The organism is Chloracidobacterium sp., from assembly GCA_015075585.1.
In the GTDB taxonomy this organism is placed as follows: domain Bacteria; phylum Acidobacteriota; class Blastocatellia; order Pyrinomonadales; family Pyrinomonadaceae; genus OLB17.
The window spans coordinates 1,245,256-1,262,007 of record JABTUB010000001.1 but is presented as its reverse complement, the minus strand read 5'-3'; the positions used below and the strand labels follow the sequence as shown (position 1 = coordinate 1,262,007).

General features: G+C 47.2%; 12 protein-coding genes. 5 read left to right on the top strand and 7 right to left on the bottom strand.

The window, feature by feature from the left end; all coding sequences use genetic code 11:
* Positions 1-270: 270 nt before the first annotated feature.
* Genes HS105_05730 through HS105_05720 form a run of 3 tightly spaced genes read left to right on the top strand, consistent with a single transcriptional unit; the run spans position 271 to position 5,701 of the window.
* Entirely contained in the window at positions 271-2,265 is a 1,995-nt protein-coding gene (locus tag HS105_05730; GenBank protein ID MBE7516094.1) for a zinc ribbon domain-containing protein, read from the top strand.
* Positions 2,262-3,575 carry an ATP-binding protein gene (locus HS105_05725; protein ID MBE7516093.1) on the top strand — a complete coding sequence of 438 codons (1,314 nt, stop codon included), beginning with the start codon at positions 2,262-2,264 and terminating at the stop codon, positions 3,573-3,575. The genes HS105_05730 and HS105_05725 overlap by 4 nt, the downstream gene beginning before the upstream one ends.
* Entirely contained in the window at positions 3,575-5,701 is a 2,127-nt protein-coding gene (locus tag HS105_05720) for a DEAD/DEAH box helicase (GenBank protein ID MBE7516092.1), read from the top strand. Before HS105_05725 ends, HS105_05720 begins: the two co-directional genes overlap by 1 nt.
* Before the next feature lie 14 nt (positions 5,702-5,715).
* Here the strand turns inward: HS105_05720 and HS105_05715 are convergent, their stop codons facing one another.
* The 6 genes from HS105_05715 to HS105_05690 all read right to left on the bottom strand — a co-directional run bounded on the left by HS105_05715 (position 5,716) and on the right by HS105_05690 (position 12,348).
* Positions 5,716-7,689 carry a DUF2779 domain-containing protein gene (locus HS105_05715; protein ID MBE7516091.1) on the bottom strand — a complete coding sequence of 658 codons (1,974 nt, stop codon included), beginning with the start codon at positions 7,687-7,689 and terminating at the stop codon, positions 5,716-5,718.
* 370 nt (positions 7,690-8,059) lie between these two features.
* Complete coding sequence (locus HS105_05710; GenBank protein ID MBE7516090.1) at positions 8,060-9,529, bottom strand: DUF4297 domain-containing protein; 1,470 nt, start codon at positions 9,527-9,529, stop codon at positions 8,060-8,062.
* Between the two features lie 31 nt (positions 9,530-9,560).
* Entirely contained in the window at positions 9,561-10,454 is an 894-nt protein-coding gene (locus HS105_05705) for a nucleotidyltransferase (GenBank protein MBE7516089.1), read from the bottom strand.
* A 3-nt stretch (positions 10,455-10,457) separates the two neighbouring features.
* Positions 10,458-10,961, bottom strand: coding sequence for an HORMA domain containing protein (locus HS105_05700; GenBank protein MBE7516088.1), 504 nt, complete (start codon positions 10,959-10,961; stop codon positions 10,458-10,460).
* Positions 10,958-11,422 carry a hypothetical protein gene (locus HS105_05695; protein MBE7516087.1) on the bottom strand — a complete coding sequence of 155 codons (465 nt, stop codon included), beginning with the start codon at positions 11,420-11,422 and terminating at the stop codon, positions 10,958-10,960. Before HS105_05695 ends, HS105_05700 begins: the two co-directional genes overlap by 4 nt.
* A 14-nt stretch (positions 11,423-11,436) precedes the next feature.
* On the bottom strand, positions 11,437-12,348 hold the full coding sequence (locus HS105_05690; GenBank protein MBE7516086.1) for an AAA family ATPase: 912 nt from the start codon (positions 12,346-12,348) through the stop codon (positions 11,437-11,439).
* Between the two features lie 122 nt (positions 12,349-12,470).
* On the opposite strand from HS105_05690, the gene HS105_05685 reads away from it, so the two are divergent.
* Complete coding sequence (locus HS105_05685; protein MBE7516085.1) at positions 12,471-12,842, top strand: helix-turn-helix transcriptional regulator; 372 nt, start codon at positions 12,471-12,473, stop codon at positions 12,840-12,842.
* A 107-nt stretch (positions 12,843-12,949) separates the two neighbouring features.
* Complete coding sequence (locus HS105_05680) at positions 12,950-13,591, top strand: ImmA/IrrE family metallo-endopeptidase (protein MBE7516084.1); 642 nt, start codon at positions 12,950-12,952, stop codon at positions 13,589-13,591.
* A gap of 361 nt (positions 13,592-13,952) precedes the next feature.
* Here the strand turns inward: HS105_05680 and HS105_05675 are convergent, their stop codons facing one another.
* Positions 13,953-16,646: a DEAD/DEAH box helicase family protein gene (locus tag HS105_05675; protein MBE7516083.1), complete on the bottom strand. Its 2,694-nt coding sequence runs from the start codon at positions 16,644-16,646 to the stop codon at positions 13,953-13,955.
* Positions 16,647-16,752 lie beyond the last annotated feature (106 nt).

Genomic DNA, 16,752 nt, shown 5'->3' with positions numbered 1-16,752 from the left:
GCATATTCCACTTTTTCCACCTGAGTCGAGGAAGATATGTACGCTCAAATTGGCTGCCAGAATGCAGAGGACAAGGGCCTTGGTTTATAATATTATTATTCTCGGTACCCTGCCACTAGAAAAACAGCGGAAAAGGCTACTCTACTTCGTTTTTGGCCCTTCCTATCTCATCAGGCATTGAGAATAAGAAGCCGAAACAAAGTTGGAGATTCGATACTTTTGATTCTCAATGCGAGGTGGCAAGCCGTTTTGCCGGCAAGTAATCTTACTATGAAGGACGCGAAAAGCTGTGACAATTGTAATAGATACTACTCAAATGAGACAGCCTTTTGTCCTTACTGCGGGAAAAGCCTGATTAGCAGGCTCGTCTGCGCCAGGTGTAACTCTGCTAATAAATGGAATGCTAATTTTTGTGGACAATGTGGCACCTCACTTAACAAATCCACATTTCCTTCCATACGTGAAAACGATCTTCTCGAACTCCCTGAAACAGGACGAGTGAATCCCACAATCGACCCGGTCATTGATGTTACCAACCTCTCCTACTCAATTCCTCAATCGGAAGAGAAAGTTATCTTAAATAAATGTTCCTCAGGAGTTCCATATTGGGAACACGAATATGTCTATGGTGTTTCAGAACTCGACTACGCTTCCAAGAATCAAAAGGCATTTTACCAATACTTTAAGAATGCATTTTTGAACAACGTTTTAATTGATATTGAGGGGAATTCCAATTACGCCTTCATTCTGCTCTTCGATCTTCAAAATCAATACAAGACGCATCGGAACATTCTGAGACTGGAAGATGCCTTTTCAAGACTTGCGACAATTTGTCCGGCGACGAGGACATATAGTCGAGAAATGTTGCGCGAAACAATGACATCCGCCGGTGATTCAGAAGGTCTTAGGCGCTTGAGTGAACGGCAACAGGAGGAAGAGTACTGGCGATTCGGGAGCAAATATAAGAGAAAGCTCGGGTTGGACTTTGAGCAGGTTGAGCTACTAAATAAGCTTCCTTATCCTCGAAGTAATTTTGTCGACATCGAGTACTGTTGTGTTGAGGTAATCAAACTGTATCTCGCGACAATCGAGAAACTGAAACTTGAGTACCTAGCAAATCACACAACATTGGACAAAGAGTCTGAAAGGATCGCGGATTTGGTCGCGAGGAAACATTTCCGGTATCGCTTCAACAGTTACAATTATCAGTGGGCAGTTCAGTCAGTTACCGACAATATTTACTCCATCATTTTTAAGCACTGTGAAAATGCGGTTCGGGAGAAGTACGGGCATAAACGGAAGCTCAATACCAATGTTTATGATTCTCCGCAAGCAAAAGCAGAAATCGATGAATCAGTCGTATCGAAGATTAAGGGGATAATTCAAGCTGGAGTAAACACGATTAGTCCGCCGGATGAAAGTACGGAGATCGAACTCAACGGACAAAATACGACGCGCTGGAAAGTTAGATTTAGTGAATTGACTGCCGACCAGCCAATACACACAGAACGATTTGTTGCTGATCTAATTGAACTTGGAAGACTAAACCAACGAAATCCGTCAGTCGAGAATATATTCTTTGAGGGCTCAAAGTATATTTCAAAAATTGACAAAGTATCCGCGCTGTCCTTGTATCTTCATTATCTTTATCACGATCTCCGTTCGATAAAAGTTGATAACAAAAGACTTACTAAAACAATTCAGAAAACTCTTTTTAGGACAAACGAGCAATTGCACCAATTCGAGCGAATTGTAAGCGACTTCATCAATAACCGGGACTTGGAAAAGGCTCTCTCTGAAATACCGCAGATTTATCTCACAAGACGAAAGGAAATAAAGCTAGATTCCGGCGCTATACGAGACGCCCATAGTAAACACAGTAGTACGGTTGGACTGCTGAATGAGTATTTGCAGGATGAATTTGACGACGGTCAGAACTCAATCATCTCGGAGGAAATAAGCAGTGAAGAGGTGCGGATAGAGATCGCTCAAAAAAGCTCAACAACTCCGGTTGCTGAACTGGCCAGCGATGTGGTGTTGAATTCAAATCAAATAGAACTATTGCTTCTCTTTGCAAAAGGCAGTTTTAGCCTCCAGCAACATGATGCGGAAAGTTTTGCGAGGCTCCACGGCCTATTTAAGAATCAGTTGATCGAAAGCGTCAACGATGCTTGTTATGAAATTCTTGATGATGTTCTCATCGAGGAAGAAGACGAAAACTATATTGTAAACCCTGAATATTTCAAACGGATTATCAACGTATGATCGAGAATATTAAACCGAAAGAAGCGACTTCTATCATCAATTCGTTAATTGGTGGCGTTGTTCCCAAGACAGGTGTTCAGCATATTACCGTAGGGCGCTCCGAGGAGATTGCGGCGGCTGTGAAAGCGTTGGAAGAGGCTCGGGATGGCCAGAGTTTGGTCAAGTTTTGGATTGGCGACTACGGTTCGGGAAAATCATTCATGCTTCACGTTTTAAACGTAATTGCGATGAAGCAGAAATTTGTTGTGTCGAGTGCTGACTTTACGCCGGAGAATCGTCTCTATTCCAATGACGGCCGGGCTCTGGCCCTTTACTCGGCGATAATGAATAACATTTCGATTCAGACGAAACCCGAGGGTGGTGCGTTGCCGACCTTAATGGAGAAATGGATTGAGCAAGTCGTAGTTAAAACAGCCGAAGAAAACAGTATTTCGTTAGCGGATATACGAGAAGAACGATATGTCGGTCTAATTCAAACAAATATCATGAAAACCATAAACGAACTGACCGATGTCGGCGGGTTCGATTTTGGAATGGTGGTAATGAAATATTATGAGGGATTTATAAATGGTGACGATAGCCTAAGGCGAAATTCTCTGAAATGGTTGAAAGGCGAATACCACACAAAAACCGAAGCTCGACAAGATCTAGGTGTTCGGGAAGTCATAAATGACACTAATTTTTATGACATGCTCAAAAATTTCTGCAAACTTTTTGTGAATATGGGCTATAGCGGATTTATGATCAACCTCGATGAGGTTATTAACCTCTATAAGATTTCCACAGCAGCGATGAGGGAGAAAAATTATGAAAAGATTTTGTCTATCTACAACGATTGTTTTCAGGGAAAAGTAAACAATTTGTTCTTTAACTTTGCTGGAACAAGGGAGACGCTCGAAAACCCGCGTCGAGGACTATTTAGCTACGATGCATTGAGAACGAGACTGGAAACCAATAAATTTGAAACCGCCGAGGTAAGAGATTTTGCGCAGCCTGTAATACGCTTGTTCCCATTGGACCACAATGAGATTTTTGTCCTCCTCAAAAATCTAAAAGCAATATTCGATTTCAACTACCAAATAGCAATTGACGTCAGTGATGAAGACATTCGCTACTTCATGGAAGAAATCTTCAATAAACCAGGCGCCGCCGAGTTCCTTACTCCGCGCGAGGTTATTCGGGATTTCTTAAACATATTGAGCATCCTCAGGCAAAATCCCAATGTTGACAAGAAGATACTGTTTCGTGATATCGAAATTTCGGACGAAAGGCCGGATGAGAATCCTCTGGATCGCATTGAAGAACTCTAATGTCATTTGAATTGCTCTCAGAACCAATCCGTAGATACATTCGCGATCAGCGGTGGGAGGAACTTCGTCCCATTCAGCACGCCGCAATATCCAAAATCCTATCAACGAACGACAATTATATATTGGCATCGAGAACGGCGTCGGGCAAAACTGAAGCAGCCTTTCTCCCAATTCTTTCCCAAACGGATTTTGATCATGCTGGAGTCCAGGTCCTTTATATTTCGCCATTAAAGGCGCTAATAAACGATCAGTTTGTTCGGGTTGAAGAATTGTGCAAATACCTCGATGTACCAGTTACAAAGTGGCATGGAGAAGCAAACCAGTCGGCCAAGACAAGATTGATCAAGCGGCCTCAAGGAATCGTACTAATCACCCCGGAATCTCTGGAGGCCATGCTCGTTAATAAGCCATTCAACGTGAAGCACCTCTTTGGAAATCTAAAATTTGTTGTTATCGACGAGATACATTCATTTATCGGAACTGATAGAGGTACGCAATTAAAATCGATAATTTCACGGCTTCGGAATCCCCCCTCGCCCCCCTTTCGGATAATTGGCTTGTCCGCGACTATTGGTGATTATGTTGAGGCAAAGAGATTCACCGGTAGCGAGACGGGAACGAAAGTATTGCTGGATCGGAGTGCGAAGGAGGTCGAAGCTCAATTCCGATATTTTGAAGGGTCGGATAGTGAACTTCCTCTGGATCTAGTGAAAGATCTTTATCTTGAAACGGAAAATAATAAAGCATTAATTTTCCCAAACAGCCGTGGTCGAGTTGAAGAGGTCTCGGTAAAACTGAAAAAGATTTCCGACCGTGTTCAAGGCCATTCAAACTACTTTTCTCATCACTCCTCCGTCGATAAGGACGTTCGCGAGTATGTCGAATTTTTCGCGAAGAATAATCGAGGACAGAATTTCGCGATTGCGTGTACATCTACTCTTGAACTGGGCATTGATATCGGTACGGTAGATGAAGTCGTCCAAATCGACGCTACAAATAGTATTTCTTCTTTGATTCAAAGGCTTGGAAGGAGTGGAAGACGCAATAGTGAAAAGAGCAGATTGATCTTATACGCAACAAAACCATGGAGTTTTTTACAATCTTTGGCTTGTTGGGCGTTGTACCAGGATGGATTCATTGAACCTCCGGAAACCAATTCGCGTCCATTGGACATTCTCGTTCACCAGGCGCTTTCTATCACAAAGGGATCTTCAGGTATCGAAATAGAATTACTTGTTAATCAGTTAAAGCAAAATTGCGCATTCGAAGACCTTTCTATTTCGGATATTGAAGAAATTATTGATCACCTAACTGAATGTGATCTCTTCGAGAAATTACGCAAGGAAATAATCATAGGCATTGAAGGGGAAAAGGTTGTTAACAGTCGTAATTTTTACAGCGTTTTTACAACTGAGGATACTTTCAAAGTTCTTAGCTCTGGAAGTCCCATAGGAGATATCCCGTTTTCCCCGCAAATAGTTGAAGGAGAGAATCTACTGTTAGCAGCCCGAATATGGAAAATCATCCATGTAGATTTCGATGCCAAAAGGATCCATGTTATCAAAGCGTTAGACGGGAAAAAGCCATCGTTTTCAGGTACTGCTGCTAGTGTTCATGGTAGCGTCAGACAAAAAATGTTGGAACTACTTTACTCGAAGGAAGTCTTTAATGTTCTTAACAAAGCAAGCGTCATGGAATTAGGAAAGTTACGAAAAGAATTTGCACCGTTTAACATCCAAGACTTTCAAACTGAAAGACCGATGCGGATAAAGGATGGCTCTGTCGAACTATTCACGTTCGCGGGCACCAAGATAAATAATACGATTTATCTTTTACTGGATTTGGCGGGATTCGAATGTAAGCTCAATACTCCATCGAGCTCGTTTGAGATTGAAACATCTGCGACCCAGCTGCGGGCGAAATGGCCTGCTTTGCAATCAGCCTTGCAGGACATAGATGAACACCTTTCTGATCTAATTGACAAACGTCCTCAAATACTAAGTTTCTCAAAGTGGGGATCACTACTGCCGAGAAAATTTCAAGTAGAACTGCTAAAGCGAAAATACTATGACTTTAATGCAGCCATCAAATTTATCGATTCATGCAAGTTTGTAGAGAACTGTTAACAACATTAAATTCCTCAACCCGAGTTAGTCGGTTTCAGCGTTATCTCCGCCATCCAGGCCTCGTAAATCATTACCATTGCGAGCGTATCAAGTTCACAGTATTTTAATAGGGCGGCTTTCATTTGGTTGCGAGCTTCCGAAGGCAAATTTTCGAATTGGAGCTTGCAATATGCCGTCATCGCGGCCCCGCCATCTTTTATCTTGTCCATCTCCATGATCGCAGCGTAATCATTTTCCGATTCATCGGCGAACATCAATGGTAAAAGTTTGTAAGGATCAATAACGCGGCCATCTTTTTCGACGACCCAAGCCTGATTGGTGAAATTTCTACTCGGAATTCCACCCTCTGCTCCATAAACGGGTTGGCAGTACTTCGCCTTTAGAAACTCGGAACTATTTAGCGTAGCTGGGAGCACAAACTTCAAGGAATTCGAGCCGTTCGTTGCCGGATCGTAATGATATCGCTTTACGAGTTCAAGAAGATCAATCATCGGACGAGAAGTCGTCCAGGCTTCATCCTTGTCTTTTCGTGGGTTAGCAATGGATTCGATAAATGCTACGAGTTCCGCGCGATCCGGAATGTCTATAGGATCCCGAAGCAGCTGTTCACGAATCGCGCAAAGATATGAATTTTCATGGGCCGCGTATCGGAAAACCGTGCCATCGTCATCTGCAAGTTGTCGCATCAGTTCGCGGACACAATCATAATTTGGAAATGTTCCTGGTTCGATCGAGATGAATTCGCCAGCGTGTTCAACATCTCCATTTTCACCGACGATGTGATGGGAGAACTGGAAAAGAACTCCTTCATATGGTCGGCGCCCTTCCTTGAAGGGAATCGCTGGCATTGAGGTTTCAAAATCTATAAAGTGCAGCGGAAACGTCCAAGACTCGATCTCGCGCTCCAGATTCTGGCGGTCATAGAATGGCTCTACGACGCGTCGCTGACCGAGATCGATCTGCATCCATTGCCGCTCGGTCCGCGCGATGCCCGGCTTACCGTCTGATTTTGGTTTTATGTCATCCTCTGTTAGGTCAGAAAATTTTATTCTGCGATCTGACATAAATTTGTCTTTGGACCGCAAATCCCAAACGTCAAGAACTGTCGACTCTTCAAAATCCGCATCCGTCCAACCGAGCGTGTGGCTCCAGCACTCACGAAAACCGCTTCGAAGTTTTCCGCCAGCTTCGTCGTTAGCAAGACGAAACTCACAATCTTTGCATACGCTCCGCGGCTCACTAATAATTTTTTCGTCGCGGCTGTAACTATCCGCCAGCATTGCGCAGTAGTCATCAAACCTGTAATCGTCAATCAGTTCGGCAAAATACTTCTCGCAAGTCTCGTCAACGTTTATTGCCCGAAGGATTTGGGGCGTCAGATCAGCTTTGGTAAGAGTATCGGCGATTTGGACGCGGCGCTTTCCTTCTTCCCGAACAAGGCGAAATTTCTGATTCAGCCCGTCAGTCGGTGCTATCGACGTTTTGTCGACAAGCATCAGATGTGCTCTAACCGAAAAATCGGTTCGGGCCAGTGAGATAACGTGTTTTTGGAACGCAACATCCTCGATATACTTCCTCCAATCGCTACTGATCGTTCCCTTTTGGGTAAGCATGCCGCTCTCTTCAGTGAAGCCACAGGATTTTGCCTTTACCTCAAATAAATCGAGCTGATTGCCGTCTTTGACAATTACATCGCACCGCACCAGGAAGTTTTCGAATTTGAAAACGGCCTCAAACAATGTGACATTGTCAGCTTTCAGATATTGTTCTGTCGCGGTTGCGGCTGCCTCGTCATTCGGCGTTTCGATCAGAATTCCGTCAGGAAAATAACATCGAGCAAGAGCCCCAACCTGAAATCCGCCTTCGGCCAGATTCTGCAGAAAAGAATCCTCGATCTTTGCATTGGCGTACTCAGCTTTGCCCGTATAGAAAAGCTTGGTTGGACACTCCGTCGCCAACTTGAATTTTGATTTGGTGAAGTATCGCATTGGTATGAAACTGGCTTCTCCTTTCAGAAGAAACGGATCAGCGGAAACTTCGGTGCTTGAAATGTTAAATTCTCGCCAGCCTATAGAAAGATTTTAGAAGCATTAGCTGAAAATCTAAAGTTGTGTCCAAGCGCCTGCGAGTTACGCATTAGGTCGAATTTGCGATGGCTGGACGGGCTACGTCTGTATGCTTGCGATTGCACCAGAGATAGCGGATTTCTCCTACACTTCTGGACTGATCTTCGCGTCCGAAAGTCTACCCGCAGAGAAACCCTGTAGACGGAAAGAAGCAAATGTCTGCCATCCAAACCGAACGAATCGGGACCGCAATAAGCAATGGCAGTGGTCAACCTTCTTGGCCGATGCGACTTTATCCCGTAGCGATTGTCACAGATTCTTGGTAGCCTCCGTCGGCAGTCCTTTCATACGTAACGATCCTGCCAACCGCATTCAGCTTTTGGCCAAGGAATAAACCAAATGAGGCTGGAGCAAACAGGACTAGATGAACACGCTTTGCGCGATATTTTGTTCGTGATTCACGAATCAACTGCTTAGCATGGTCGGCTAGCGCGACGGCATCTCCCGCAGTTCTAATAGCCGCCTGTCCGGGACCGCTGTCGGGCTCTGCGTAGATTAGACCGGATGTCGTGCCGCGATTCTCATCGAGAAAATTCTCTGCATCGGCGCGGCCATCGCCAGAAATTGATAGAAAAAGTGCAATGTCTTCGCCTTGATCACTCCCGACTAGTGCCTCATATCTAAACCTTGCTTGAGTAGGCGGAGTGTCCGATCGCCATAAATTGGTTTCCGTTCCCGTCGGCTGTTGCGTCCGGAACGAAAAGCCCCCTACATCAGGAAACTCAGCGCCGACAGCCAAGACCGTTGTCAAAGGCAGCTTTCCGCGGAAATCGATATAGCGACCCTCAGGGACGTTTTGAAAAACCTTTTTAGCTTTTTGTAACTCGGGAAGAAGTGAGCATTCCCATTCCGCCTGGCTCGGAACGCGTCGAGTCGGACGATCAATATAACCAGTCCAGTCGATCTCAACCGTAGGCACTGGATCGAACAGTTCCTTCGTCCAGCCGTGAATTGTCAGGCTGACTTTAGGGTTATCAACCGCCTGTGCCCACAAGTCGTTTTCAGAAATGAATTTACGAAGCGATTCACGGGTAACTTTCTTCTTTGATCCACCCGTTTTGATGATTTCCCGAATGGAACCTAGCACGATTTTTCGCGGCCCGTCTCCGCTTTTGAGTCCGTAACGCGACATCCGATCGTCTACGCTCTCAGCGAGATCGTTCGTATTTCCAAAGCCCAATCTGAGCCGTAAGGCCCGACAAAACTCAGCTACCTCTCGATCATCGCCATTTAGACTTTCGCACCATCGCTTCCTGGCCTTGCCCAATTTTGAATGTGGGCCCTTGGAATGAAATGATTCATCAAGCTCATAACTTTCACGTATGCATTCACCGAAATCCGTCGCGGCGGGCCAATTACTCACCAGCCAGATCTCGGCCGAACTATCGTCTTTCAATTGTTTCCAGCTTTCGAAGAGCTTTTGGAGCAAGGATGTAACACTCGGCTTTTTGACCTGCAAAAAGTAATCGAAATCGTACTGTCCCGATGTCGTCCGATGCCACTTCACTTGGTAATATCTCGCGGCGATCTTCCGACCTGGTTTAGGGTGCATCGTGATGTCGTCCGCCGAGCCGGCCTTCGGGTGCTCGACATATACGTGATCGAAGTCGCCGCTATCGTCAAGCAGTTGCAACATCGCGTACCAACTATATAAGTGCTGGTAGTCATCCCCACCGATCCTTGCCGCGCTTTGTTCACCCATAAAGTACTTTCCCATCGCCCACGAGCGCGCATTATGAGAGCGGGAACAACTTGCCGAACATGTTCCGCCATGTCCTAAGTGCTTCCCCATTCTTTCCTTCTCGTTCGAGCCGGATTGCGTATGTCGCGTTCTGTTCGGCAGCCAGCAGTGCATTCTTTGCATCTGCGCACATCTGAGGAGTCATGCGGTCACTTACGTCCGGACCTAGTCCTGCGGGATCGGGCCACCTCTCCGAGATTCTCGCCGCGAGGGTGGCAAAAAACGCCTGCATTTCTCGCGCATAGCTCCCGCCCCACGGTGGGTATAAGACGTCGAGAGCCATCACCTCTATCAGAAAACCGGGCTTGATCGGTTTCCCCTGCTCACGGTTCCACGACTTCATCATCCGGACCAGGCCCTTCCATTCCCTGTCATAGGCTTTCTGTGCGGCGACTGCCTTGTCGGCATGGACTTCCGGATCGGTCTTCGTCCATCCGGCCGAGATGTCTTTGTCCGGGATCTCGTAATGTTTTCCCTCATCAAAGGCAGGAACTACGTCAAAGCTGACGACTTTGTCATCCGTTTCACCATTCTCGTCCTCGCGGATCCCGAAGTCGACACAGACCGATCGACGCTGCTGACAAACATTATCCTTTCCATACTCATCCGCTAAGGCCTTCTCTACATCTGCCAGCAAGGCCGACGGCGCCTTGTCTCGGTAGTGCCTTTCACTATCGCCTAGGACGCAAAAGATATCGACATCCTTTAACGGTTTCGTTTTGGTGTGCCGTGCATACGATCCCGTGAGGAAATCTCGATCCACGACAAACGCCCCTTTCATCACACGGCGAATATCTTGCTGACGATGTGATGCGTCCTGCTGTTCGCGGTCGTTGAGTTCGAGGCGACTCCTGAATTTTTTGAAAGCATCTTGTACGGTGATCATGGCTTACTTTTCCCTCCAATAGCTCGTGCCGCTGGAGATGCCTCCGGCTCCGATCGTTGTCCCGATGCTCTGTTTGACGAACCCATCCGTGGAGCGCAGCGAGCACCTTGACCACCCGGCGACGTTTCGTCGCCCGGGCGCCGTCGTGGTCAAGATCTCGTAGTCGCAGTTGGCAGGGTTCAGACCGGCCTTCTCAATGTGATAGCGAATATCATCCGGGTCCTGCCAGAAGGACCCATCTCCAGATTTGCTGTATGAGATGTCGAAGTCCCATCGCCTGACGAGTTTGTCTGTTCGCGAATTATAGATCTCCAGATACACGCTCTCAAGGTCACCATCGGCAAGCCAGGTATGGATACCCAACTCAAGCGAGGCCCACTGGCCGGACATCTTCGCCGGATCGAGACCGCTCATTCGCACGATCTCTTTAACCGAGTTAAGAAGCTGGTTAGTAACAAAGTTATATGAATGGACGTGTGTATACACGCCAACAGCAGTAGCACTCATAACCTTAGAAATGCCTCCACATCGATCTGGGCCGCGTTTGCCGCGGCCGCTGATTTCCTCGCCCCACTATCCTTGGCGGAATCGCGGGCGGTTATCCTTTCTGACTTGTTCGAAAGTTCCCTCGTCACCCAATCCAGGTTTTCTGCATTGCACGGAAGCGACATCTTCCAGTCGCCATCGGTCGCATTGAAAGCAAGAACATCCTCGTTTACGCCATTCCCATCAACGGAGTCTTCCCCGTAGACGCAATAGATCCGGACCTGCGGTCCACTGCCGGAAACTATCACTGGCGCGTCCCTAAATACTTCGTCGGTGATTAGCGACGCGGCCAATCCTTCGATTGAATTGAGCTCCGAACGAGCAGTCGAGCCTTCTTTCGACAGTAGTTCGGATATTACTGACCAAGTACTGGTCGCCGTTCGCGCCGGCGTTGCGGCAATACGTCTTGCTACTGTGGACATAAAACTCCCCTTCCTTATTTCCCTCGCTTTGTGGCCGCAAGAGCTACTGCCGCTTTTAACAGAGACTCCGCTGTAAGTTTTCCAGGATCGATCGCGGATTCCTTTTTGTAAGCGCACGCACTCGCAATCATTTTTCGTAAGCTTCGCCCATCGACGCCGTTTGAGATCTGGACGACCTTCTCGAACTCAGTCGAGCTAATGAGTTTGCGAACCGCAGGGAATTGTTTTCCTAATCCTTCAATCGTGTCTTTGAGAATTGACCGTCGAGCCTCCGTGTTCGGAAGCGGAACCTGTATGACCAGATCACATCGTGATAGGAAGGCTTCGTCAATCGCTCCCTCAAAATTGCTAGTCGCGATGAACAGTAACCGGGAGTATTTCTCGGCAAGATGGTCGAGTTGGGCGAGCACCGCATCAGTCGCACGGTGCACGTCGATAGGGTTTGCCTCCATGCTCAGTTTTTGCCGGTCGGTTGCCAAAGTTTCGACTTCGTCAAGCAGCACAACGACGGGTCCGGCTGCGGCATATTCAGGAATTGTCGAACCAAGAAGCTTGGTTATCTCTCGTTGCGTCTTGCCCATTGCCGAACTAGTAAGCGCATGTGGCTCTATCTCCAGGAACGTTGCCCCTCCGCTGATCACCGAGGCAATTCGCGAGGCTAGCCCCCGAGCCAATGACGTCTTACCCGTTCCAGGTGGTCCGATCAGCAATACAACACCGTGAGTAGGAATCACCTCGCGGCCCAGCCCATTCGCGCGGAGAGTCATTCCGACGACGGCCTGATTTACCAACTGATCTTTCATGTCTTTTTCTAGAAAGATCGAGTCCCAGAGAAGGTCGAACTGGGTGTCTGGTAGCCTTCTCCGGTCAAGAATCGCAGCCGGTAGTTCTTCAGAAAATTCACGTTTCGTGCTATTTATGCTCATAACCACTAGAAAATTCGACCCATTTCGTAATATCCTGTTATGGGAATATTAATATCCTAATCGTCCGAGCATTTTCTTGTCAACTTTTGCAGGAAGTTTTGCATCCTAATACAGGAATCTATATGAGCGACTTGTACGAATCAATCGGAAATCGCATACGCGAATTGCGCGCGGCCTTCGGCGATGGCGTTGGGATCAATCAGGAGCAGCTTGCCGAGTTGGTCGGCACGACTGCGAACACAATTTCTAGATGGGAAAGCGCTACGTACAAGCCTTCGGCGATGGACCTACACAAACTTGCGAAGGCTTTTTCGGTGAACGTGTCCGTGTTCTTTCCGGACGCGGAGATACCTAAAATGGCAGCTCTTACCAGCGCCCTCGGAGAACTCAAAGACGAGGATATAGACGACCTAACGGAATACGCGCTTTTCCGTAAGAGTCGCCAACGTCTGAAGGAGGCTCAAGCAGCCAGGAACAAACGAAGAGCGAAATAGCTAGTAAGTAACTCCCGTGATTCTGTACAACGGAGCGGAGAATAACGTAAATGCGACCTTGACTGCTCAATTAGGGCGTCTGGCACACTGATCACTATCGAGAGAGCATGCCTGAAACTCCTGCACAATATTATCAGCGTATGAAGGCTCTCGCGATGACAAAACGTGAGCTTTACGAAATCGACACCTCGAAGATCAACCTAACGTTGATTCGAAGCATATACAAGTCGGAGGGCGTCAAGATCGACTACTGGGTTCCAAAGGGCAGGAAGATCAAGGCATGTTACTTTGCTGACGGCGAGCCCTCCGTAATGGTCGACAAAAACCTTCCGAATGAGCCGAAGATATTCGCGCTGGTACATGAGCTTAAGCACCACTGGGTCGATCGCGACGCGATCCTTGACGGGGTTCATAAATGCGGGGCGTATGATGACAATAATTTTGTCGAGATCGGAGCGGAGGTTTTCGCCGCACAATTCATTTACCCGGACACCGAGATGTTGACGGACCTAGAAAACTTCGGTGTCCCACCGGCCGCGTGTACGCCTGAGCACATTGTTCGATTTAAGAGCGCTTGTCCTGCACCAGTCAGTTACACATTTCTCGTGAAACGCTTTGAAAGGTTCAAGCGGATCGAAGTAGGTTCGTGTAAAAAGGTCCAGTTCAAAAAGCTGGAGGAGCAGATCTTTGGCACTCCGGTTTATAAGCGGCCAAGTTTCATAAAGAATCGCAAGAAAAAAAGAACCTGACAGAGAATGATTGGATCAAGGGGCCCCTCGCCTGACGATCAGAGTGATTCTGAAAAGCGAAAGCAGCTAGAATGAAGTGGAATCTCAAATGGTTCAATGTGTGGGGTGACTCAAAGGCCGACACGAAAATTCATCTTTGTCCAAGGTTCTGCCTGTCCGCGGTTCACTTTGGGTACGTGAATTTACCTACAGAAAAACGTTTGGCAAGAAACCTTTCCGCGTCTGAGTCCTGACCTATACTAAACAACCTTGTCAATTCGCCACCATAAGTCGAATCATTTTAAGTTGAACGCACAGCAGCCGCCAGATTTCATAAACACGATGTGCTTATCCTTATCTGAGATTTCCTTTCTTTTGATGGTTAGCTTACGACTCGTATTAAGCCCTCCCATGACATATTTGAATTAAGCAAGGTATGTGGAATCACATGGTAGGACCATTTTTTTCCGCCGACGGCGGCCTCATGAAGTGAAGCGTGTTCACACCATTGGCGAGCAGCTTTGGCTTTGTCCTGGACGGTCGAATCCTCGATATCATCTTCTCGCTTCACTTCGCACACAAACTTCCCATTGATGGTTTCGACAATAAAGTCAGGCTCGTACTGGTGATCTTGATGGTAGAAGATCTGCAAGGTGTTTCTTGACGGCTTGAACCATTTGATTACTTCGGGATCGTCTTCGAGAATCACCGCTAGACGACGTTCCGAATCCGAATCGAATTTTTGCATTGGATAGAGACATTTCTGAAAGCCTCCAAAATGCATTGATCGAATCTGCTGTGGATTATCGACTGGGGCTCGGAAATTGCGAGCTAATTCCGAGGCATCGATCGAATATGCAGCAGTCCGCAAAGTAACGAATCCTTTAGTCGTCCTTACCTCGTATTCAGTCTTATTCTGCTTTTGATGAGCGGCCATCTGAGCGTGGATTAGCTCGGCGATTCGCTTCGAATGATACTGCAACACATTCGACACATCTCCTTCGTCAGTAAGATAAGATCGAAGATGTTTGATCACATTGCCGCTTAGCTCGTAAAGCAGTTCAGAGTGGTCATCGTACGAGATATCGTCGTAATCGATCAACGATCTAACGATGTAGTTCTCCAGAACGATCTCTGTCTGCATTCCGTCAAGATCCGATAGTCTTTCACGACGATTATTCTGAAGACTTTGAAGCAAGATATCCTGCGAGACAGGCTGCAGGTTCAGATTTACTGTATCGAGTTCGAAATCTTCGTAGGACCATTCAGCGTTACCCTTTGGAAGAACAATGATTCGGGGAATGTCTATTGTCATCTCGACAAACTTCTCAGTTACCTTCTCGACGATACGTTCAAAATCAGGCTCCTCATTCATTTCGGCGAAGGAAGCCTGGGCCGGAAGCGGAAGGGCCTCCCTCACTTCGCGAATAATTTCCGCTTGTATTTCGGGCGTCTTCAGCTCGGCCGAACTTCCTAATCGCTCGAACTTCTTGATCACCTCGTATGTCGTCCGTGCAACTTCACGATCCAAAGGATTTTCGAAAATAAATTTTGGCTGCTGAACTGCCGGAGCGGTGGCAGCCGGTTCCTCCGAAGATGTTGCATCAGGTCCAAATAGAGCAGTTTCTATCGCAGGGGCGACAGTAACCGACTTTCTTTCTTCTGTGGCAATATCTTTGCCGATATAAACCGGCACGATCTTCAAAGCCGAATCTGGGCGATTTGCCTCGTCAACGATCTCCTGGAATTTGTCATGAGCAACTATCGTCAGCCTATCGACCGCGCTTACGCCAACACGCTTGCCGTACGGAAGACGTAAACCACGTCCGATGGACTGCTCAACCAGAGTTTTCGAATTGGCCGCACGCAAGGGGACGATCGTATAGAGATTGGTCACGTCCCAGCCTTCTTTGAGCATATTGACGTGAATTACGATCTCGGTCGGCTCAGCAGGGTCCTCGACCGCAAGTAAGCTCTTAACTGTTTCTTCGGCCTCTTCGCCGCGTTGATTGGAATGGACAGTGATAACCTTGTCGCGATATCTGCCCTCAAAGAAATCGTCCGATTTTATCTTTGTAATCAATTCGCCCGCGTGGTCTGTATCACGAGCAACGACCAGCATAAAGGGCTTTACTACTTTCTGATCGTTCTGCTTGGCAAAAGTTTCCAGATCGACTTTTGTGCTTTCGTGGATACGGACGCCATCTTCCAACTTGATGGTTTCGAGTTGCTCAGGTGAATAGTTCGCCGGATTAAAGTTCTCGCGGGTAGCAACGGTCGGCTCCTTCACAAAGCCGTCATCGAGAGCTTTCGACAGCGGGTAGCTGTATATGACGTTCTTGAACGGAACGGATCGAGTGCCAGATTCTATCTGCGGAGTTGCGGTCAACTCAAGCCCGAGGATCGGTTTCAGTTCGTTAATGGCATTGATGCCTGCCGAGCCGCGATAGCGGTGCGATTCGTCCATCAACAGAACAAGATCGTTCAGTCCGGCTAAGTAGTTGAAGTAACTTTCGCCTATATATTCCGATAGCCGCTTAATGCGTGGAGCTTTTCCGCCGCGTACCTCCGAGTTGATCTTCGATATGTTGAAGATATTTATGTGAACCGCAGTTTCGCCAAAAAGGTCAGCGGCACGCACGCCACGTCCCGATTCATAGTTGTCGCCGGTGATAATTTCGGGCGGCTCTATCGCAAAGGCTTCGAGTCCGGTGAAGACATATTTCGATGTGTTCGGCGTAAAGTCAGCTATCAGTTTATTGTAGATCGTCAAATTCGGGGCTAATACGAAAAAGTGTCTTATCGACTTAGCCTGATTAAGATAAGCGATGAACGCGCCCATTAGCCTTGTCTTGCCCACACCTGTCGCAAGAGCAAAACAGAGTGACGGAAAATCGCGCTCAAAATCATCTACGTTCGGATATTCTGACTTAATAACTTCCAATGCTGCCGCCGCATCAGTCTCTTTTGAAAACTCAACGATCTCGTTTAGCCGCGCGAGTATCTCCAGCGATTCACGCTGCGGCGGCCTTAAGGAAAGGCGGGCTGAAATTGTATTGACAATGCGATCCGTCATTCAATATCTGCTTTGATCGCGTAGCGATCCCAAGAATTTAGCCGTGGGATTCATCCCACGGAAATGTTAGTAAAACATCCGCGTCGCGTAGCGACGCAACGAAAAT